The following is a 20,818-nucleotide window of genomic DNA, read 5'->3' as shown; positions in this document are numbered from 1 at the left end:
AACCTTCCATCCCCAGATAAATGGGCTAAATATATGATAGTTTTCTATTTTGTTAATTTTTTTTAGAAATGTATAAAAATAAATATGTTATATTATATACAAATAAGTATGACATAATTATAATAGTTATATAAAATATTACATACTCATTTTGTATTAGGGGGTGGCGGTGATTAAATTATCCAATCGACAGGATGAAATCCTTCGAATTGTAAAACGGGATGGACCAATTACGGGGAATGAAATTGCAAAGAAACTCTCGTTATCAAGGGCAGCACTAAGGCCAGACCTTGCAATCCTCACGAGAACAGGGAATATTGATGCAAGGCCGCGAGTTGGATATTTCTATAATGAAGATTTTCAAATTATGCAACAGGCAGAAACATTTATGAATCAAAAAGTAATAGATTTTAAAGCACATCCAATTGTCGTTGAAAAGTCAACATCCGTATATGACGCGATTGTTCAATTGTTTTTGGAAGACGTTGGTACACTATATGCAGTTGATCCTGAAGGACATTTAGCTGGAGTAGTTTCCAGAAAGGATTTATTGAGAGCATCATTGGGAAATAAAAATCTTCAGGAACTCCCTGTTAGTGTGATTATGACGAGAATGCCAAATATTACAACAGTAGGTCCAGAAGAGACATTGCTGGAAGCAGCGAAAAAAATGATTTCTAATCATATTGACTCTTTACCTGTCGTTAAACAAGCTGAAGGGGAAAGAAATAAATATACCTTGCTTGGACGAATTACAAAAACTACGATAACTCGGGCATATGTAGAAATAGGAGAAAATTAAGGGTAAAGGAGCTGCTAAGGAATTGGATCGAAGAGAAGTAGTATATGTTGTTTCTGACTCAGTTGGGGAAACAGCTGAGTTTGTTGTAAAGGCAGTAGCCACGCAGTTTAACGGCAGTGTAATTGATATTCGCAGGAATTCATATGTAGAAGACATTGAAGATATTGAAGATATTATTCTGTTAGCGAGTAGAGATCATTCAATTATTGCTTATACGATAGTCGTTCCTTCTTTAAAAGAGCATTTGGATAAAAGAGCACAGGAAGAAGGCATAGCAGCTATTGATTTGTTAAGTCCATTAATGAATGCATTTATAACAAAGTTTAATAAACAGCCTCATCATAGTCCTAGACTGATGAGGAAGCTAGATGAAGAATATTTTCGGAAAATTGAAGCGATTGAATTTGCAGTTAAATATGATGATGGGCGTGATCCGAGAGGAATTACAAAGGCAGACATCGTGTTAATAGGTGTTTCCCGGACGTCCAAAACGCCGTTATCGATGTATTTAGCTCATAAACGCTTTAAGGTTGCAAATGTTCCATTAGTTCCAGAAGTCCCGCCGCCGGACGAATTATTTCAAATACCACGAAAAAATTGTATCGGCTTGATTATTTCGCCAGACAAATTGAATGAAATTCGGAAGGAAAGACTGAAAGCACTTGGGTTAGGCTCACAGGCGAGTTATGCAAGCTTTGAACGAATATTAGATGAATTGGATTATGCTGAAAAAATTATGAAGCGAGTAGGCTGCCCAGTTATCAATGTCTCGAATAAAGCTGTAGAAGAAACTGCTGGTTTGATTTTAGATATACTAAAAAAAGAGAGGAGCTTCTAAAAGATGGGGAAAGTCGTATATTTATTTCATGAAGGTCAAGGAAATATGAAAGATTTGCTAGGAGGAAAAGGAGCAAATCTAGCAGAAATGACGAATATTGGCTTGCCGGTTCCATATGGCTTTACTATAACAACCGAGGCTTGTAATGCGTATTATGATTCAGGCAAAACTATTACTCCTTTAATAGAAAAGCAGACATTAGAAGCTCTTGCTCAACTAGAAGAGAAAATGGGTAAACGATTAGGAGACTCAGAGAATCCTTTACTTGTTTCTGTTCGTTCAGGTTCTGTTTTCTCTATGCCTGGCATGATGGACACAATTCTAAATCTTGGAATGAATGATGAAACAGTTGTTGGTCTAGCGGATTTAACAAATAATCCACGATTTGCTTATGATTCTTATCGCCGCTTTATTCAAATGTTCAGCAATGTCGTTCTCGAAATTGATACGTATTTCTTTGAACAATATTTAGAGGAAACACGTGAGCGTAAAGGTTATGCATCTGATCCTGAAATGACTGCAGATGATTGGAAGGAAGTCATCTCAGGCTACAAGAAGATTGTAAAAAAGCATAGTAGAAAAGTATTTCCTCAGGATCCTAAAGAACAGCTTTTTCTTGCTATACATGCCGTATTTAACTCCTGGAATAATCAGCGTGCGATAGTCTATCGGCGATTAAATAAAATACCTGATCATCTTGGAACAGCTGTTAATATTCAAAGTATGGTATTTGGCAATATGGGAGAGGATTCTGGAACAGGAGTTGCTTTTACTAGAAATCCGTCTACAGGTGAACATATTTTATACGGTGAATATTTAATGAATGCACAAGGAGAAGACGTCGTTGCTGGTATTCGTACACCACAGCCAATTAGTACTTTGGAAGAAGAACTGCCAGAAGTGTATCAACAATTTGTACAGACATGTCAACAGCTTGAGCAGCATTATAAGGAAATGCAAGATATTGAGTTTACAGTAGAGAGAGGCAAGCTGTATATATTGCAAACAAGAAATGGCAAGCGTACGGCTCAAGCTGCTATTCGAATAGCAGTAGAAATGGTTCAGGAAAGAATCATTGACAAGAAAACCGCTCTCCTTCGTGTTGATCCTGACCAGCTAAATCAGCTACTTCATCGTAGAATTGATGATTCAGCTTCCAAGTTGATTCTGACAAAAGGTTTACCTGCATCCCCTGGTGCAGCTACAGGGCAGGTTGTATTCCATGCTGATGAAGCAGAGCTGCTTGCAAATGAAGGAAAAAAAGTCATTCTTGTCCGTCCTGAGACAACTCCTGATGATATTCATGGGATTGTCGCTTCTCAGGCAATATTGACAAGCCGGGGCGGAATGACTAGCCACGCTGCTGTTGTGGCAAGAGGAATGGGCAAAGCTTGTATTTGTGGCTGTGAAGCTTTAAAAATTGATTTAAAAGCAAAAGTATTCACAGTGGGAGATCAAATAATCAAATATGGAGAAATAATAACAATTGATGGTTCTACTGGCGAAATTATGTTAGGAGAAGTTCCAATGATTGACCCGGAGCTTTCTGATGAATTTCAGCAGCTGCTGAAATGGGCTGATGAAGAACGTGATATTAGTGTGCGAGCAAATGCAGATAATCCAGAAGATGCGAAAAAGGCATATAACTTTGGAGCGGCTGGAATTGGGTTATGCCGTACGGAACATATGTTTATGGACAGTAAACGCGTGCCAATTGTGCAAAAAATGATTCTAGCAGAGAGCTTCTCAGAGAGGATGGAAGCTTTAGAACAACTTCTGCCAATGCAGCAAATCGATTTTGAAGGAATTTTCGAAGCCATGAAAGGCTATCCTGTTAATGTTCGTTTACTTGATCCTCCACTGCATGAGTTTCTTCCTCATAAGGAGGAGCTTCTTGTAGAAGTGACAAAGCTACAAATATTAGAGCCAGATACTTCAGAGTTAAAAGAAAAAGAGCAGTTGCTGAAAAAGGTTCGGCAATTAGATGAGTATAATCCTATGCTCGGATTGCGCGGCTGCCGTCTTGGCATGATATATCCAGAGATTTATGAAATGCAAGCGAAGGCAATTTTCTATGCGGCAGCAAAGCTGGCGAAAAAAGGAATAGAAGTTCAGCCAGAAATTATGATTCCTCTCGTTGGCCATGTAAATGAACTAAAGCAAATGCGTCAGGTTGTTATCGATGCAGCTAGCCAAGTTCAAGCTGAAACTGGGGTAGATGTTTCCTATACGATTGGAACGATGATTGAAATTCCCCGTGCAGCTTTGACTGCTGATGAAATTGCTGAGGAAGCTGATTTTTTCTCATTTGGAACAAACGATTTAACGCAAACAACATTTGGCTACAGCCGTGATGATGCGGAAGGGAAATTCCTTCAGGCCTATATTGAAAACAAAGTTCTTCCGGAAAATCCATTTGCTGTACTTGACCAAAAGGGAGTAGGAAAGCTTGTAGAAACGGGTGTTAAGCTTGGACGCCAGACGAAGCCTAAGTTAAAAACAGGAATTTGCGGGGAGCACGGAGGCGAGAAGAACTCCATTGATTTCTTTTATCGAACAGGATTAGATTATGTAAGCTGTTCCCCATATCGTGTACCGCTAGCAAGATTAGCTGCTGCTCAAGCAACTATTCGTCATGGGGCAAATAAACAAGAAGTTTATACAAATGCATAATCTTACACGACAGTGCCTAGGGTGGTACTGTCTTTTTTCAGTGAACCTAAGTAATACTCTTTCATTCATTAAATAGAATCGCTAGAATAATATTAAGAATAAATAATATTTTCAGAAAGAAGGTTAGCCATGAGAATAAGCTTATTTGCTACTTGTTTAGTAGATATGTTTCAAAGCAGCGTTGGAAAAGCGACCGTGGAAGTACTGGAACGCCTTGGCTGTCAAATTGATTTTCCGAAGAATCAGGTATGCTGCGGACAGCCGGCCTACAACAGCGGTTATGTTAAAGAATCAAAAGAAGCCATGAAGAGGATGATCGAAGCTTTTCATGATGCGGAGTATGTTGTATCACCTTCTGGATCATGTGCATACATGTTCCATGAATATCCAAACATTTTTAAAGGCGATCCAATTTGGGAGCCTAAAGCAATTGAGCTGGCCAATAAAACGTACGAGCTAACACAATTTATCGTTGATATTTTAAAAGTAGAGGATGTAGGTGCTAGATTAGAAGGGAAAGCGACCTTCCATACATCCTGCCATATGAATAGGTTACTAGGAATTAAAGATGCTCCGCTGAAATTATTAAGCCATGTTGAAGGTCTTGAATTTACTGAATTGCCTGACAAACATAATTGCTGCGGGTTTGGCGGAACATTTTCCGTAAAAATGGCTCAAATTTCTGAACAAATGGTGGATGAAAAGGTAGCTCATATTGAAGAAACAGGAGCACAGTATTTAATAGGTGCTGATGGCGGCTGTTTAATGAATATAGGAGGAAGAATTGAAAGGAAAGGACAGCCGATTAAAGTTCTGCATATTGCTGAAGTATTAAATAGCCGTTAAAAAAGGGGGGATTATCAATGAAAATAGGTACGGAACATTTTAATGATAGGGTCAGCTATGGAATCAATAATACGTTTATGAGAGGAGCGGTTTCTGGGGCGCAGGAAAGGCTCCATACAAGAAGATTAGCTGCTGCTGAAGAACTTGGAAACTGGGAAGAGTGGCGTTCCCTTGGTGAGGAGATTCGGCAGCATGTCCTTGAAAATCTTGATTTTTACTTATTCCAATTAAGTGAAAATGTTGCCAAAAGAGGAGGTCATGTTTTTTTTGCTTCTACCGCAGAGGAAGCGAGAAGCTATATCCGTGAAGTTGTTCAAAGAAAAAAAGCGAAAAAGATTGTAAAATCCAAATCCATGGTCACAGAGGAAATTCACTTAAATGCTTGTTTAGAAGAGGCAGGATGTGAGGTCATTGAAACTGATCTCGGTGAATATATCTTGCAAGTGGATGATCATGATCCGCCTTCTCATATCGTAGCTCCGGCATTACACAAAAATAAAGAGCAGATTAGAGATGTTTTTGCCAAAAAATTAAACTACGAACATAGTGAAAAGCCTGAGGAATTAGCACTGCATGCCAGAAAAATGCTGCGTAAGGAATATTTATCAGCAGATGTAGGGATAACTGGCTGCAATTTTGCAATAGCTGAAACAGGTTCTGTTACACTCGTTACGAATGAAGGAAATGCCGACCTTGTCACCTCACTCCCTAAAACACAAATAACTGTTATGGGAATGGAAAGACTTGTTCCAACATTTGAAGAGATGGAGGTCCTTGTCAGTCTATTAACGAGAAGTGCTGTTGGACAAAAGCTGACTAGCTATATCACTGTTCTAACAGGACCTAGGGAGACGGAGGATGCTGATGGTCCGGAAGAATTCCATTTAGTGATTGTCGATAATGGCAGGTCAGCCATTTTAGGCGGTGAATTTCAATCAATCCTTCAATGTATTCGCTGTGCAGCATGTGTCAATGTGTGTCCCGTGTATCGCCATATTGGAGGACACTCGTACGGTTCCATTTATTCAGGGCCAATTGGAGCAGTATTATCTCCACTATTAGGAGGATATGATGATTATAAGGAGCTTCCATATGCATCAACATTATGCGGTGCTTGTTCTGAAGCTTGCCCAGTAAAAATTCCGCTGCATGAACTTCTTCATAAACATCGTCAAGTAATCGTCGAGAAAGAAGGAAAAGCACCAATCACAGAAAAAATGGCCATGAAAGCATTTGGTTTAGGAGCCGCTTCACCTTCCCTATATAAAATTGGATCGAAGATTGCACCTGCAGCAATGAATCCATTTACTGTCGGAGAGAAAATTACTAAAGGTCCCGGACCACTTAAAGCATGGACAGAAATTCGTGATTTTCCTGCACCAAATAAAGAGCGGTTCCGTGATTGGTTCTTAAATCGGCAACCAGGGGGTGAAGAGTAATGACTGGGAATATCTATAATAGAGAGGCATTTTTAAATCAGATTGCTAAGAGGCTAGGGAGAAGTCATCCAAAAGGTCAAGCTGTAAAACCTGAGTGGAAATTTAGTCCTCAGGATAAGGTATTAAAAGATGCTAACAGTGATGATCTACTTCATGTCTTAAAGGAGCAATGTAAAAATATACACACTGATTTTTTTCTAACAAATATAACGAGATTGCCGGAAACATTAAAGGACTTGATCTCTCAATATGGTGGAGGCCCAATTATGAAATGGAGAGATTCAAGATTTGCCCAATATGGCCTCACACGTCTTTTTGAAAACACCTTGCCAAGTGAGAATCAAGAAGTGTATGAATGGGATTCAGCATTAGGAGAAAGCAATATCAACATGGCCGAAAAATCGAATATAGGAATTACTATTAGTGAAATTACTTTGGCCGAATCAGGTACAGCCGTTCTTTTCAGCAGTAAAGATAAAGGAAGAAGTGTCAGTTTCCTGCCATCAAAATCAATCATCATTATTCCAAAGAGTTCGATCGTTCCCCGGATGACACAAGGAGCAAGAATGATAAGAGAAAAAGTAAAAAATGGTGAGCAGGTTGCCTCTTGTATTAACTTTATAACGGGTCCAAGCAATTCTGCTGATATTGAAATGAACTTAGTTGTTGGAGTTCATGGACCAACTAAGGCTGCCTATATTGTGGTGAATGATATTTAAATCACGTATGTTTTTTATGATTTTACTGAATTCGTTCGGCTATTTAACATAAATGGAATGAATTGCCATTAAAAAAGGATATAAGGACTATGAAGCTGCCCACATGGCAGCTTCTTTTCTTGCATATTTTAATTTAAGGAGTTGATTTGGAATGGTTAAAATTTTCATTGACCCTGGTCATGGCGGTACAGATTCAGGTGCAACTGGAAATGGTTTATTTGAAAAAAATCTTACTTTGCAAATAGCCAAACGCGTACAAATCATGTTAGCTGATTATGAAAATATCCAAGTGAAATTAAGCCGAGAACAAGACCAAACTGTTTCCCTTAATCAACGAACGAATATGGCAAATGCATGGGGAGCGGATTTTTTATTATCTATTCATATTAATTCTGGGGGAGGCACAGGATATGAAGATTATATTTATCCGTTCAATAGGGAAGCCTCTGCTGCATACCAGAATATAATCCATGAAGAAGTGTTAAAACAAAATGAATTAACTGATCGAGGTAAAAAACAAGAAAACTTTCATATGCTGAGAGAATCTCATATGCCGGCAATATTAACGGAAAATGGGTTTATTGATAATCCGAGTGATGCGGCGAAGCTTAGTGAATCTGCATATTTAGATAAGGTAGCCAATGGCCATGTTGATGGGTTAGTAAGAGTGTTTAACCTTATAGAAAAAACACAACAAATGCAAATAGAGCAAACAAAACCAAAACCTCCAACGTGGGATGGACTAGTATTTAAGAAAGGGCAAATTGGACGAATTAAAATACTAAAAAGAATTAATCTTTGGAGAAGAGAAGGAAATAATAAATTAATTCTTTCTAGAATACTCGACCCAGGGGAAGTGTACCGTGTGTATGGTTATTCTGACTTATATGGTGGGCAGTATGATGTTGGAGATAACCATTGGATTACCAATATGGGAGGATATATTAAATATGAAACTCCCTCTAAAGGATTTTTAGAAAAAGCAAGACAGTATTATAGTAATGAGAATCTTTTACAATAACTGCATTAAAAGTTATATTTTTAATGTAATTAAATTCAATATGGTAATAAACCCCAAAGTGCATCATAATATGATTTGGCATTTTTAAAAAAATAAAAATGAGTGCAAGTCTAATTAAGTAGTTCCGTTTCTTTGGTGAAACATACCAAATTGTATGCTAATTAGCAGACCAAATCGCATATGATTTGGTCTCTTATTTTTCTCTTATATATCAACGATTATGGGTTTTACTACTTTAATTAGAAAGCAAAATTGAAACCTAAAAAACATCTTGACAATTGTTGTTGTCAACATACTAATTACAATGTTAATTCATAATTTTTTTACTTAAGTAAGTAATTGATGTCTTTATTGATTAACCAGAGATAATTAATAAGCGGAGATTTTTCGTTTAAACAGCGGATTAGAGCTCGGTGGGAGGTCTATAAGCGGAGGTTTTCCGATTAATCAAAGCAATATCGCTCATTTTCACGTTTTTCAAGTCAATAGTCGGAATCTTTCCGTCTATTTAAACTATTTTCAGTGTTATTTCCTAATTAACAGAAATTTCTTCGCTTATTTATCAAACTCGCTTTAGCTGCTAATGAACTTATAAAACCTCTCTTTTAAACATCATAAAGACAAAAGCTTGAAATAATCCCAAGCTTTTGTGTTCTAATTATTTTGTTATTTACTTGTTATTCAATCCTACGAAATCTTATGTTTTTTGTGCTGCGATTTTAGATTTTCTCCACGTTATCGGAACTACTTAAAATCTAATTGCGCTCTTTTTTCACTAATGTAGACATTATTTTAGTAACGATCTGCAATCTGAGCAGTTAATTTCAGCAATTCTTTTAAACTTAATATTTCTAAGATCGTTTTTGTTAGGCAGATAGAATGCATTATACTTTTTCCCGCATTCACAATAATATTTGTCCTTTACAATATGGCGTTCCTTTGTGTCATTACAAAAAATTGTCGGATAATAGATCATTTTTCTCCCTCTTATTCTTTATTAGGCAAATTAGAAAGAGATTAGGTGTTACTAAGTAGAATAATCTTATATGCAACCCGGCTGCCATGACATCTCTGCTTTAGGCCCGTGGCTTTGCGTCTTTTACTTTCGTAAAATTTGCCCAAAGGATATATTACCACACTTTGTCAAAAAAGAAAAAATAATGTCGAAATAAAACAAGTTAGAGGATAACAATGCAACAGAGACCTATTTAGTTTGGATGCTAATCCGAAAGAAGCCGTTAGATTGGAAAGTTGGTTTATTTTGAAATAAAAGAGTGAACTACAATCTCATTCACTCTTGAAAATTATTTATTAATTGTCAGTTGTATCAGACATATTTTTAGCATTTGAGTATGTTTCACCGTATCCTTCAACATGGCCGGCATGCTCTATATGATATTCTGTCCCAGAGTTTTGATTAGTATTAGTTGATATATTTTTGGGCTTCTTTTTATCATTTGCTGAATTTGACAATTCATTTCACCTCCTACCACATATTTAGGATGCTGAGTATTTGTAGAATTATACAAAGAACGACCGTTCTTGATAAAATAAAACCGCCAACCCCTAAATTTATCAAAGGTTTGGCGGTTTATTAATGTAATGTCCTAGATAGGAATCGAACGTGCTAATTTTAATTAGTACGCATCGTAGTTACCACAAACGATGATGAAAAGAGTAAAAAGAACAACAATTAATAGAAAAATGGACCAGGAACGAAACGAGGACCAGGGACGAAACGGGGGCCAACAACAAATAAAGGCATCAATAGCACCTCCTTTATTGAAAGTTTATGGCAAGGTTATCAGCAAGCTGTTTCATTCAAGTAAAGAGAAGATCCGTACAAAGTAGTCCACCTTACTGAAAAAAATAAGATTAGTAACCGCCACCCATGTATGTAGCACCAACGATGATTAAAAGTATAAAGAGAACAACGATTAGTGCAAAACCAGAACCGTAGCCACCTCCACCTATGTTTCCACTCATATCTTACACCTCCTCGTTTTGAGGTTAATTCAGTGTATGTAACGGTGTTTTAAATCGATTGGACATGTATAAAGGCTTCTTTACTATTTATAAAAATAAATGGACACCCAAAATGAGCGTCCAGTAGAATTACCTTTATATTAATTGAGTATTACTTTCTTGAAGAATTTTTTTCGATGCATAAAGCTTGGAAACAAAACCGCAAACCCTTTTATCAGGGATTAGGCGGTTTTTAAGGTAATAACGTCCCAGGCGAGATTCGAACTCACGGCCTACAGCTTAGGAGGCTGTCGCTCTATCCTGCTGAGCTACTGGGACAAAAAATTCAAGATAGATTATTATTATAAACCTTGATTATTAGGCAGTCAATTGTTTGACTTAATGATGCGGACGCAAATAGGCGTCCGCTGTTTTAGTTCAAAAGCTTCTTTCTGTAGTAATTCATCCATTGGGCGGCCTTTGATTGAAGGTTCTTTAGTTTAGTTGTCTTTAATTCAATGAGAGGCTGTGCAAACGGAATAGTGATTTTACTTGATAATAGAAGAGTCAGCAGTAGAGATGCAGCAGCTAACAGCAAATAGGTTTCTATTTCGTTTATATAATTTTGAACATTGCTTTCCCTGAATATACGGACAAAGAATCCGTGAAGAAGATAAACATAAAGGGTGTTTTTACCTAAGTTTGTAAAGAAATATTGTTTTCGTGGAACGATCGAAAAGAAACTAAATACCATAACAATGCTTAAAAGGTATAAGCTTAGGCGCGTAAACATGGCCCAGATTGATGCTTCACCCATTTCAGTATAAGGCTTTGACCCAAGGAGCCATTCATGGTTAATTGTCGGAAATACATAAAATCCGATAAAAACGATAACAAAAATGCTTAAGGATGCAAACCTAAATTTAGGCTTATGAAATATAGAAAAATGATCTCTTTTTAAATAATATCCTAATAGGAATAGCGGGAAAAACACAAAGGTTCTGGACAGGCTTAAGTAATTGGAAATGAAGTCTGTATAGCCAACCAATAAACCAATTATAAGCGCTGCACTTATGGAATATACTGCCCGATATTTTGTGAAGAGGTAGAGCATTAGATTCCAGGAAAACAAACTAATTAGAAACCATAATGACCAATGAGGTTTAAGCGGATCCACCTGGAAGGTTGATTCTTCATAAAGAAAGAAATAAAAAACAGAGTAGATAACTTGAAAAATTAAATACGGAAGAATTAACTTTTTTGTAATTTTACCAACATACCCTTTCTTATTAAAACCTTTCGCAAAATATCCTGAAATTAATATAAATGCAGGCATATGAAAGGTGTAAATGACTTTGTATAGTGTATTAATGACTTCACTGTCTGCTATAAAAGAACGAAGGAAATGCCCAAATACCACTAAAGAAATTAAAATAAATTTTGCATTATCAAAGTAAAACTCTCGTTTTTTCATATATCCTCCTCTTTTTAGACCCCCTAAAAAGATTCTTATATATATACCCACCCTATCACGTTTAAAACCTTAAATTACTAGTAAATTCGAGGAGTTTTTTCCAAGTTACTGGTTATTGGGTGTTTTTTAGTTGGAATTATTACCCGGTTATTAAATATATTTGGCAAAAATCATTTGTTTCCCCTAATTTTGTAAAAATTATATTGAAAGCCTTTACTTTTATACTATAATAAAATAATAATAGTCTTATTTATTTATATTTTTACATAATTTTGGCTTATTATTTGACGATCACGTTTTGACAAGGAGGATGATCTAGTATGAAAGGGGTAAAAAAGAAATTTCGTTTTAAAAAGAAAGGCAAATCAAAAAAGACCGCCCAAAAAGACAAACAGGTAAATAAAATAATATCTAAATTGATAAATATTCCCCTGTGGAAAAGATTAAAACTAGGACAAAAGTACGGTGTTGCCCTATTTGTTACAATTGGTTTATTCACGGTTTCAACTATTATTACATTTGTATTTTTAACTATAGCGAATTCTAAAATGGAAACAGTAAAAGAGTCAGGCGAAAAAGCTATCATGTTTAACGAAGTGGCGGCGATTTTTCATCAAAAAGGAAGTGCTATTGGGAATTATATTATTGATTCTAATCCGAAACATTTAACTACATTTGATGATCTTTCAAAGGAATTTAATACAATAGAGAAAAAATTAATTCCAAGCTTAACTACTAAAGAGTCAAAACAGCTATTTACGGAAATTATTGAGAATGATAAGGAAATTACCTCATTGTTCAATTTAACCATTCAACCAGAAGTAAAGCTTCATCATGTAAGGGAATATCGTCTTGGGAAGCTGAAAGCAGATGGAAAGATTGCTGAAACAGTAGTTAAATTGGTTCAGTTGAGTGATATGCTAAAAACTGAGCAGCAGAAAGCAGTAACCTCTGCAAAGTCAGCATTAATTATGACATTAATAATTCTAGTAATTTCAATAATAATTTCTGCAGCCCTTGGTATTGCAAGTATATTAATTATTGGAAAAATCATATCTAATCAACTCGGAAAAATTGTCCATTTGTCAAATGAAGTGGCAAGCGGGAATTTAAATGTGGAAACAATAGATTATGATGGTAATGATGAGATAGCTGAGTTAGGAATGGCAGCTAATTCAATGAAAGAAAGGCTTCAGGCAATGATACAGGAAATCTCTGCTGTATCCAATTTTGTTACTGATAAAAGCGGAGAGTTAAATATCGCTGCTAATGAGGTTAAGGCGGCCAGCCAGCAAGGAGCCTCTACAATGCAGGAGCTTTCAAGCGGTGCGGAGGAACAAGCAAAATCAGCCAATGAATTAGCTAAAATGATGGAAAGTTATATGGTAGAAGTTGAAAAAGCCTCGCAAAGCGGAACAGTCATTCAAAAAGCATCAAATGAAGTTTTAGAAATGACGAAAACTGGTAATTCATTGATGGAAGAGTCAAAGAAACAAATGGGTATGATTAATGAAATAATGAAAACATCAGTGGAACGAGTTAACGGCCTAGATGAGCAAACACAGCAAATTACTAAGCTTATTCAAGTTATTCATGATATTGCTAATCAAACAAATTTACTTGCGCTTAATGCAGCAATAGAAGCTGCTCGTGCAGGAGAACACGGCAGAGGATTTGCGGTTGTTGCAGATGAAGTTCGCAAATTAGCTGAGCAGGTTTCACTATCGGTTTCAGACATTACGACTATTGTTAAGGGAATTCAGTCTGAATCTAGCAATGTTGTTTCTTCCCTTCAGACAGGTTATACCCAGGTTGAAAAAGGAACAGATCAAATCCAGCTAACAGGAGAAACATTTGAGAAGATTTATCATTCAGTTGATTTAATGTCTATTAATGTAAATGAAATATCTTTGAACTTAGAAAGAGTGTCAGTCGCTACTTCAACTATGAATCAATCAATAGAAAATATAGCTGATGTATCGGAACAATCTGCAGCAGGAATTGAACAAACAAGCGCGGTGATTACTCAAACAAATCACTCGATGGAGGAAATCTCAGAAAATGCTCAATATCTATCAGAGCTTGCTGAACAATTAAATGCGATGATCGTAAAATTTAAACTATAAAAAGATGATGTTGAATGGGGATTCCAGCTTATGGAATCCCTTTTGATTTTTTAAAATATGAAAGTTAGATTGTGCATTTGTCATTTTCGGAATCTTCTAAATAATAAAAGGGATTTTCCAGAACTTGTAGAATTATGAAGATAGTGTTTATCCCGTTAGGAGGAAATCTAGAAGTGAATGAAAACAGTAAATTATATGATTTAACTGGAAAAAGTCTAACGAAAACCGACAAAAGAAACTTTGATATAGGAATGAACCAAAATACAGATATGTACAAAAATTTATTTGAAGAAGCACTTGAAGGAATAATATTTTGGACAGGAAACGGGCAAATAGTTAAAGCAAATGAAGCTGCCTGCCGAATATTTGAAAGCAATCATGAGGTCCTTGTTAATAAGAGGATACAGAACTTTATTCATTCTAAAAAGGCAAAAATATATGAGATATACGATCGACTTCAACAAAAAGGAGCAATCCGAGAAGAGCTAATCTTCTTAATGCCAAATGGGCAAAAAAAGTCTTTAGAATTCACTTGCAAATTGCATGCGGTTGATGGCTTTCATATTTTGATTGTGAGAAATGTTAGTGAAACTAGAAAAATGGAAAAAGAACTTAGAGAAAGTGAAATGAAGTTTAGAAAAATATTTGAAGGTGTGTTAGAAGGAATAATTCTCTGGAATCATGATACAGCAATAGCTGATATGAATGAAGCTGGAGAAAAAATGCTTATGCTTTCACGGAATAGTATAATAGGCAATTCATTTATCCACTTATTAAGAAAGTTACATCTTTCTGATGAAGAAATTACAGAATATTGTAAGAAGCTTAAGAACAAAGGACAAACAACTGGTACAGTTGCAATTACATTAGGCTCAGGGGAGACTAAACATATTGAGTTTTCTGCAAAGAACAATGTTTTTTCAGAGTTAAGCATCGTTACATTTAAAGATGTAACTGAAAAATTAGAAATTGATGCACAGCTCAGGAAGTCAGATACGCTAAATGTCATAGGTGAGCTGGCAGCAGGTATTGCTCATGAAATTCGAAACCCAATGACAGCTCTTAAAGGGTTTATTCAATTGTTAGAAAGCTCTATAGAAGAGAATCACTCCATGTACTTTCATATTATTTCCTCTGAGTTACAGAGAATAGAATCGATTATAAATGAGTTTCTTATTCTTGCAAAACCTCAGGCAGTTAAGTTTATAGAGTGTAACCTAACTCAAATTATGAAAGAAACGCTAGAGCTATTAAGTGCTCAAGCAGTACTCCATAATGTTCAGTTTCGTACAAATTATGAGCAAGAGTTGCCCTTCATATATTGTGAGCCAAATCAAATGAAAAAGGTGTTTATCAATCTAGTAAAGAATGCCATCGAGGTTATGCCGAGTGGCGGTTTTATTAATGTAAGGATGAATTTAACAACAGATGGTAGACTGCATATTTCTATTGGAGATGAAGGCAGCGGGATCCCGAAAGATAAACTTGATAAGCTGGGACAACCCTTTTATACAACAAAGGAAAGGGGTACCGGCCTTGGGCTTATGGTAACCTATAAAATAATAGAGGAACATAAGGGGAAAATAGAAGTTGAAAGCGAATTAGGAGCTGGAACGATTTTTAACATTTATTTGCCTATGAAACAGGTTGAAAATTGATATGAAAAATGTCGAATAACGAAAAATAATTACCTCGCAAAATGTCGAGAAAATTTATTCAAGGAGAATACTGTCTAATTTTGCGAATCTATTTACATTTATATCATTTCTTGTAATAATGCTAAAAGTAACCATTAAAATAACTATTTACGTATTTATTGTAATAAGGGATAGGACGGAGGTAGACGGTTGGGAGAGAAATGTAAAAAAATATTGCTCCAAATCCAAGAAAAAAGGGAGAAAATGTTAAAAACCGCTAATAAACATGGATATACAAGTGAAGACACTATTCGATGCAGCCAAGAACTGGATCAATTAATATATGAGTATCAATTAAATGTGCAAAATGATGTCAAGCTGGGGGAAGAATGCAAATTCCCCTTAAAGAAAATGATGCTTGTATTGCCAAAAAGAATTTCAGAGACTAAATATAAAGTATTAATGTAAAGAAATCCCTATAGTATTAGCTATAGGGATTTCTTTATGCAGTAGACATGTTATTAAGAGAATATATCGATAAGGAATACCATAAACAAAAGTCCAATAATTAAGGAGTAGGTTGAAATTCGTTCATTTCCATCCCCATGTCTTTCGGGTATCAACTCCTAATAGATAATAAATAGCATTGCTCCTGCAGCAAACGCGAGCCCATAGGGAACAAGGAAATAAACGAAGGAAGTTAAATAGAAGCCGAGTAAACCCATTACAATTTCAATTGCTCCTGTCATTGTGGCAATCAAAAAAGCATTCGACATAAAGAGTATAATTAAAGCCCCAAATCCTGTAGATAAGGCGGATAGACAAGTCCCGATTATTACTTCCATTTTCTTTCCCTCATTTCTATTTGTAACTAAAAGCTATATTAGAAATCTGAAAATAATTATTAAGGCTTAGTGAAAAATCTGAATTTTTTGGAGATAGACTAATCAGAAATATTATATTTTATACAGCACAAGAAAAAATGTTCTATAAAAAAATAAAAGTATTAGGCTCTCATCGGACTTGGGTATGTTTTTTTCATTAATTGTTAGTACTATGCTTGTGCGAAAAGTCATATATCGTTAATACATACCTTTTTTTGTGGTTGAATGGAAAACGCTTTCAATTTAAGGAGGGAGAAGATATATGCACATTGTCGTCTGTGTTAAGCAAGTGCCAGATACAAAAATTATTAAGATCAATCCAAAGACAAATACACTTGATCGCCGAAGTGCTCCTGCAATCTTAAATCCATATGATGCCCATGCAGTACAAGAGGCCGTCAAAATAAGAGAAAAGATTGGTGAGGGGACTATTTCAGTCCTATCTATGGGCCCTCCGCAGGCGACGGCTGTAATAAAGAAAAGCATAGAAATTGGTGCTGACAAAGGGTATTTAATTTCAGACAGGGCGTTTGCAGGAGCAGATACATTGGCAACCAGCTATGCATTATCAAAAGCTTTAGAAAGAATAGAAAAAGAACAGCCGATAGATTTAATAATTTGTGGACTGCATGCGATCGATGGAGATACTGGCCAAGTTGGTCCTGGAATTGCCAGAAGATTGGATATTCCGCCTATCACCAATGTAATCGAAATAACAAACATCAATTCGGAAGAAAATACTATCGAATTAAAAAGAAAAATTGCAAATGGCTACCAACTTATTGGAACACAATTTCCTTGTCTGATAACTGTTGCGAAGGAAATAAATGAAATCGAATATTCACCTATGCCTAATATGATAAAGGCAGCGATATATGAACCAATCATTTGGACAGTGAATGACCTTGAAAATGTTGATCGGTCTCAATTAGGGTTAAAGGGCTCTCCTACAATTGTTGGAAAAATGTTCACTCCGCCGAAACCTGAAGGCGGGAAAAAGCTTGAAGGCAATTCTGATGAACAAGTAAAGCAATTAATGGCATTGCTAGAGGATAAAAAGGGATTATTCTTTGGATAATATCTTTTTTTAAACTAAAAATTCCACTTTAATTCGAAGGATGGGGTCCAAATGTTTGAAGATTATCGAGGAGTTTGGGTTTATATTGAGGTAAATGATGGTGAGATTGAAGGTGTGTCACTAGAGCTATTGGGAGCGGGAAGGAAACTGGCAGACAAACTTGATGTGCCGCTTTCGAGTGTACTGTTAGGACATCATGTTAAGGAGTTAAGTTCAGACATCATATCTTATGGTGCAAATCAAGTATTTGTAATTGACCACCCTGTTTTAAAAGATTATCGGACAGAATCATACATGAAATGTGTTATGCTTTTGGCTGAAAAGTACAAACCAGAAATATTTCTTTATGGGGCTACATCAAATGGGAAAGACCTTGCAAGTGCAGTTGCCACAGATTTATGTACAGGGTTAACAGCAGATACAACAATGCTTGATGTTGATTTAGAAAAAAGACTTCTTGAGGCTAGCCGTCCTGCCTTTGGAGGAAATATTATGGCGACAATACTATGTAAAAAACACAGGCCACAAATGGCTACAGTTAGGCCAAAGGTAATGAAAGCATTAGAAAAAGATTACAGCAGAACAGGAAAGATTATTGAAGAGGAAATTACTTTAAACGAAGAGGATATGCGAACAAAAGTGATTAAAATTGTGAAGGATGTCACAAAAAAAGTGCGATTAGCAGATGCACATGTTGTTGTTGCTGGCGGAAAAGGGATGGGTGATATTAAAGGGTTTAGGCTCATTCATGAATTGGCAGAAACAATTGGAGCTAGTGTAGGCGGAAGCAGAGATGTTGTCGAAGCTGGATGGCTTCCTCATGAGCAGCAAGTTGGGCAAACCGGTGAAACTATTACACCAAAAATATACTTCGCTATTGGCATTTCTGGGGCTATTCAGCATATTGTAGGGATGAAAAATTCTGAGTTCATAATTGCTATAAATAAGGATCCAAATGCCCCAATTTTTGATGTGGCTACTTATTGTATTGTTGGGGACGCTATGGAGATTGTCCCAAAACTAATTGAAGAATTTAAGGAGCTAAGAAAGGAGAAAGGAGGAGAGGTTAGATATGCCGGAAAAATTTGATGTCATTGTCGTTGGTGCTGGTCCAGCTGGTACTTCGTGTGCCTACACATGTGCCAAAAATGGGATAAAGGTTTTGCAAATTGAAAGAGGAGAATATCCGGGAAGCAAAAACGTTATGGGTGGCGTATTATACAGGAAACAGATGGAAGAGATCATTCCTGAGTTCTGGAAGGAGGCACCATTAGAACGGCCAGTTATTGAACAAAGATTTTGGATGATGGATAAGGAGTCTGCTGTAACATTTGGATATAAAGGGCTTGAATGGGGAATGGAGCCTTATAATAACTTTACCGTATTAAGGGCACAGTTTGATCAATGGTTTGCAAAAAAAGGGGTCGAACAAGGTGTCTTACTTATAAATGAAACAGTAGTCCTTGAATGTATAGTTGAAGATGGAAAAGTAGTTGGAGTAAGAACAGACCGCCCAAATGGCGAAGTGTATGCAGATGTTGTTGTGCTTGCAGATGGTGTAAACTCGCTGCTTGGAAAACAACTCGGCTTTCATAAAGAATTTAGGCCAGATGAAGTTGCCTTAACAGTAATGGAAGTAGTAAATCTTTCAAAAGAAAAAATAAATGACCGCTTTAATTTAGAGGAAAATCAAGGCTGCACGATCGAAATTTTTGGAGATTCCACGAAAGGAAACTTAGGAACCGCTTTTATTTATACAAATAAGGAAAGTATTAATATTGGGGTGGGAACCACGCTTTCGAGTATGATCCAAGCAAAGCTACGTCCTTATGATTTACTTGATTATTTAAAGACACATCCAATGGTAAGACCCCTTATAGAAGGGGGGGAATCGCTAGAATATTTAGCTCACCTTATACCTGAGGGAGGGTTTCATTCTGTTCCAAAAGTAGTTGGAAATGGAGTCGTTGTAGTCGGGGATGCCGCCCAGCTTGTTAATGCTATACACAGAGAAGGGTCGAATATGGCTATGAAATCCGGTCAATTAGCGGCAGAGGCAATTATTGCAGCGAAAAATCGTAATGATTTTAGTGAATCTAGTTTAAATATTTATAAAGATTTGCTTAACGAAAGTTTTATTATGAAGGATTTAGAAAAATATAAAGATGCTACTCATGTATTTGAAAAGTATCCGCAGTATTTCAAGGAGTATGTTCCGCTAATGAATCGTGCCGCAAGTAAATTTTTTACAGTTGATGGCACTTCCAAGAAACAAAAGCAAAAAGAAATTATGCGCAGTTTTACTGGGGAAAGGGGTACGATTAAGGTCATTAAAGATATGTATCGAGCATGGAAGGCGGTGAAATAATGTCAACAAAGAATATTGAAGAAAAACAATATCTTGTCCGTTTCAAGGCTGATACGAAATCCCATTTAACAGTGTTAGACCATGATATTTGCATGACGAAATGCCCTGATAAAATCTGTACTGTCTTTTGCCCTGCTGAAGTGTATAAATGGGAAGGATTAAGAATGCAGGTAGGATACGAGGGCTGTCATGAATGCGGAAGTTGCCGTATAGGCTGTCCATATCAAAATATTAAATGGGAGTATCCAAAAGGCGGACACGGAATTGTATTTAGGCTGGCGTAATGTAAAGTAAATAATTTTAGAATTTGTGACTTTTTGTGACTCGAGATTAGAGAAAATAAAATTAAAAAATTATTTCCCCTAACAGCAATTAATTTCCTATAGTTACTATAACCAAGCCCCCTCAAATGTATGAGGGGGCTATTTTACAGGAATTATTAAAATTGAATAATATGAGCTACTTAGAACACTTACTCGAAGAAAAGTTGATTAAAAATATTTTCACGATACGAAAGCAATATCATATTTTCATAAAAAAATTTTAAGGGAAATCAAGAATCGTGTAGAAATTACTGTAAGAGGTAATTTTATGGCTAAGAGAACAAAGAAGCAACAAATACAATTAGAAGAAGCAGTAAAATAAAGGGGAGGATAATACTTTTAGCACTGGCAACATACTTGCCAGCGTAGCGCTCTCCCAGCTGAGCTAATGCCCCGATTAATCCACAACATTTGAGACTTATTGACCATCTTACTACAGATTATCACACTATTTATTGTAATAAAGTCAAGAATTTATGTATCAAATTAATCAAATCTAAAAATAAAAATATAAAGACTATTTTAATTAATAGAGAGATGACTTTATGGTACAATTTTCCTATCACCAAAATTATGATTTAAATGCATAAAGTTATTTTAGTAATTCTTAATATATTATAGATAT

At 36.0% G+C, this 20,818-nt stretch carries 17 protein-coding genes, 1 tRNA gene, 1 pseudogene and 1 riboswitch; of the genes and pseudogenes, 14 read left to right on the top strand and 5 right to left on the bottom strand.

Annotation, left to right across the window (positions count from 1 at the left end; genetic code table 11):
• Positions 1–169 precede the first annotated feature (169 nt).
• From ccpN to H0173_RS22510, 7 genes are all read left to right on the top strand, one after another.
• A complete protein-coding gene (gene ccpN / locus H0173_RS03150) occupies positions 170–802 on the top strand; it encodes a transcriptional regulator CcpN (protein WP_313770592.1) in 633 nt (210 codons plus the stop codon).
• A gap of 22 nt (positions 803–824) precedes the next feature.
• Entirely contained in the window at positions 825–1,640 is an 816-nt protein-coding gene (locus H0173_RS03145) for a pyruvate, water dikinase regulatory protein (protein ID WP_221844451.1), read from the top strand.
• 3 nt (positions 1,641–1,643) lie between these two features.
• Entirely contained in the window at positions 1,644–4,313 is a 2,670-nt protein-coding gene (gene ppdK, locus H0173_RS03140) for a pyruvate, phosphate dikinase (protein WP_221844450.1), read from the top strand.
• A 129-nt stretch (positions 4,314–4,442) separates the two neighbouring features.
• On the top strand, positions 4,443–5,159 hold the full coding sequence (locus H0173_RS03135; protein WP_221844449.1) for a (Fe-S)-binding protein: 717 nt from the start codon (positions 4,443–4,445) through the stop codon (positions 5,157–5,159).
• A gap of 17 nt (positions 5,160–5,176) precedes the next feature.
• Complete coding sequence (locus tag H0173_RS03130) at positions 5,177–6,598, top strand: LutB/LldF family L-lactate oxidation iron-sulfur protein (protein WP_221844448.1); 1,422 nt, start codon at positions 5,177–5,179, stop codon at positions 6,596–6,598.
• Positions 6,598–7,317, top strand: coding sequence for a LutC/YkgG family protein (locus H0173_RS03125; RefSeq protein ID WP_221844447.1), 720 nt, complete (start codon positions 6,598–6,600; stop codon positions 7,315–7,317). Before H0173_RS03130 ends, H0173_RS03125 begins: the two co-directional genes overlap by 1 nt.
• A gap of 151 nt (positions 7,318–7,468) precedes the next feature.
• Entirely contained in the window at positions 7,469–8,338 is an 870-nt protein-coding gene (locus H0173_RS22510) for an N-acetylmuramoyl-L-alanine amidase family protein (RefSeq protein ID WP_221844446.1), read from the top strand.
• 1,044 nt (positions 8,339–9,382) lie between these two features.
• A riboswitch (cyclic di-GMP riboswitch) is annotated at positions 9,383–9,467 on the bottom strand.
• Between the two features lie 182 nt (positions 9,468–9,649).
• Here the strand turns inward: H0173_RS22510 and H0173_RS03115 are convergent.
• From H0173_RS03115 to H0173_RS03100, 4 genes are all read right to left on the bottom strand, one after another.
• Positions 9,650–9,811 (bottom strand): hypothetical protein, encoded by a 162-nt coding sequence (locus H0173_RS03115; RefSeq protein ID WP_221844445.1) that lies wholly within the window; start codon positions 9,809–9,811, stop codon positions 9,650–9,652.
• Positions 9,812–10,213: 402 nt separating this feature from the next.
• On the bottom strand, positions 10,214–10,324 hold the full coding sequence (locus tag H0173_RS03110; RefSeq protein WP_221844444.1) for a YjcZ family sporulation protein: 111 nt from the start codon (positions 10,322–10,324) through the stop codon (positions 10,214–10,216).
• Positions 10,325–10,568: 244 nt separating this feature from the next.
• Positions 10,569–10,642, bottom strand: a tRNA-Arg gene (locus tag H0173_RS03105).
• A 94-nt stretch (positions 10,643–10,736) separates the two neighbouring features.
• Positions 10,737–11,777: an acyltransferase family protein gene (locus H0173_RS03100; RefSeq protein WP_221844443.1), complete on the bottom strand. Its 1,041-nt coding sequence runs from the start codon at positions 11,775–11,777 to the stop codon at positions 10,737–10,739.
• Positions 11,778–12,097: 320 nt separating this feature from the next.
• Between H0173_RS03100 and H0173_RS03095 the strand changes: the two genes are divergently transcribed.
• The 3 genes from H0173_RS03095 to H0173_RS03085 all read left to right on the top strand — a co-directional run bounded on the left by H0173_RS03095 (position 12,098) and on the right by H0173_RS03085 (position 16,008).
• Positions 12,098–13,903, top strand: coding sequence for a methyl-accepting chemotaxis protein (locus tag H0173_RS03095; protein ID WP_221844442.1), 1,806 nt, complete (start codon positions 12,098–12,100; stop codon positions 13,901–13,903).
• A 173-nt stretch (positions 13,904–14,076) separates the two neighbouring features.
• Positions 14,077–15,561 carry a PAS domain-containing sensor histidine kinase gene (locus tag H0173_RS03090; protein WP_313770591.1) on the top strand — a complete coding sequence of 495 codons (1,485 nt, stop codon included), beginning with the start codon at positions 14,077–14,079 and terminating at the stop codon, positions 15,559–15,561.
• A 189-nt stretch (positions 15,562–15,750) separates the two neighbouring features.
• Positions 15,751–16,008 carry an aspartyl-phosphate phosphatase Spo0E family protein gene (locus tag H0173_RS03085; RefSeq protein WP_221844440.1) on the top strand — a complete coding sequence of 86 codons (258 nt, stop codon included), beginning with the start codon at positions 15,751–15,753 and terminating at the stop codon, positions 16,006–16,008.
• Positions 16,009–16,061: 53 nt separating this feature from the next.
• Here H0173_RS03085 and H0173_RS03080 read toward each other — a convergent pair.
• A pseudogene (locus tag H0173_RS03080) lies at positions 16,062–16,337 on the bottom strand (ZIP family metal transporter); the annotation flags it as partial.
• A gap of 349 nt (positions 16,338–16,686) precedes the next feature.
• On the opposite strand from H0173_RS03080, the gene H0173_RS03075 reads away from it, so the two are divergent.
• The 4 genes from H0173_RS03075 to H0173_RS03060 are packed head-to-tail and all read left to right on the top strand — an operon-like array spanning position 16,687 to position 20,154.
• The gene (locus tag H0173_RS03075) at positions 16,687–17,502 is read left to right on the top strand and encodes an electron transfer flavoprotein subunit beta/FixA family protein (RefSeq protein ID WP_221844439.1); all 816 of its coding nucleotides are present in this window, start codon (positions 16,687–16,689) and stop codon (positions 17,500–17,502) included.
• 51 nt (positions 17,503–17,553) lie between these two features.
• Positions 17,554–18,591, top strand: coding sequence for an electron transfer flavoprotein subunit alpha/FixB family protein (locus tag H0173_RS03070; protein ID WP_221844438.1), 1,038 nt, complete (start codon positions 17,554–17,556; stop codon positions 18,589–18,591).
• Positions 18,575–19,870, top strand: a complete 1,296-nt coding sequence (locus H0173_RS03065) for an FAD-dependent oxidoreductase (RefSeq protein ID WP_221844437.1) — start codon at positions 18,575–18,577, stop codon at positions 19,868–19,870. The genes H0173_RS03070 and H0173_RS03065 overlap by 17 nt, the downstream gene beginning before the upstream one ends.
• Positions 19,870–20,154, top strand: a complete 285-nt coding sequence (locus H0173_RS03060) for a ferredoxin family protein (protein WP_260630981.1) — start codon at positions 19,870–19,872, stop codon at positions 20,152–20,154. Before H0173_RS03065 ends, H0173_RS03060 begins: the two co-directional genes overlap by 1 nt.
• Positions 20,155–20,818 lie beyond the last annotated feature (664 nt).

Origin of the sequence: Bacillus sp. S/N-304-OC-R1, assembly GCF_019749375.1 — a bacterium.
GTDB lineage: Bacteria > Bacillota > Bacilli > Bacillales > Cytobacillaceae > Cytobacillus.
This window is presented reverse-complemented; position numbering and strand designations above follow the sequence as displayed.

What these genes read in the sequence shown, in the direction of transcription:
- ppdK (WP_221844450.1), top strand. Translation starts at nt 1,644, where the DNA reads ATGGGGAAAGTCGTATATTTATTTCATGAAGGTCAAGGAAATATGAAA.
- H0173_RS03135 (WP_221844449.1), top strand. Translation starts at nt 4,443, where the DNA reads ATGAGAATAAGCTTATTTGCTACTTGTTTAGTAGATATGTTTCAAAGC.
- H0173_RS03130 (WP_221844448.1), top strand. Translation starts at nt 5,177, where the DNA reads ATGAAAATAGGTACGGAACATTTTAATGATAGGGTCAGCTATGGAATC.
- H0173_RS03125 (WP_221844447.1), top strand. Translation starts at nt 6,598, where the DNA reads ATGACTGGGAATATCTATAATAGAGAGGCATTTTTAAATCAGATTGCT.
- H0173_RS22510 (WP_221844446.1), top strand. Translation starts at nt 7,469, where the DNA reads ATGGTTAAAATTTTCATTGACCCTGGTCATGGCGGTACAGATTCAGGT.
- H0173_RS03110 (WP_221844444.1), bottom strand. Translation starts at nt 10,324, where the DNA reads ATGAGTGGAAACATAGGTGGAGGTGGCTACGGTTCTGGTTTTGCACTA.
- H0173_RS03100 (WP_221844443.1), bottom strand. Translation starts at nt 11,777, where the DNA reads ATGAAAAAACGAGAGTTTTACTTTGATAATGCAAAATTTATTTTAATT.
- H0173_RS03095 (WP_221844442.1), top strand. Translation starts at nt 12,098, where the DNA reads ATGAAAGGGGTAAAAAAGAAATTTCGTTTTAAAAAGAAAGGCAAATCA.
- H0173_RS03075 (WP_221844439.1), top strand. Translation starts at nt 16,687, where the DNA reads ATGCACATTGTCGTCTGTGTTAAGCAAGTGCCAGATACAAAAATTATT.
- H0173_RS03070 (WP_221844438.1), top strand. Translation starts at nt 17,554, where the DNA reads ATGTTTGAAGATTATCGAGGAGTTTGGGTTTATATTGAGGTAAATGAT.
- H0173_RS03065 (WP_221844437.1), top strand. Translation starts at nt 18,575, where the DNA reads ATGCCGGAAAAATTTGATGTCATTGTCGTTGGTGCTGGTCCAGCTGGT.
- H0173_RS03060 (WP_260630981.1), top strand. Translation starts at nt 19,870, where the DNA reads ATGTCAACAAAGAATATTGAAGAAAAACAATATCTTGTCCGTTTCAAG.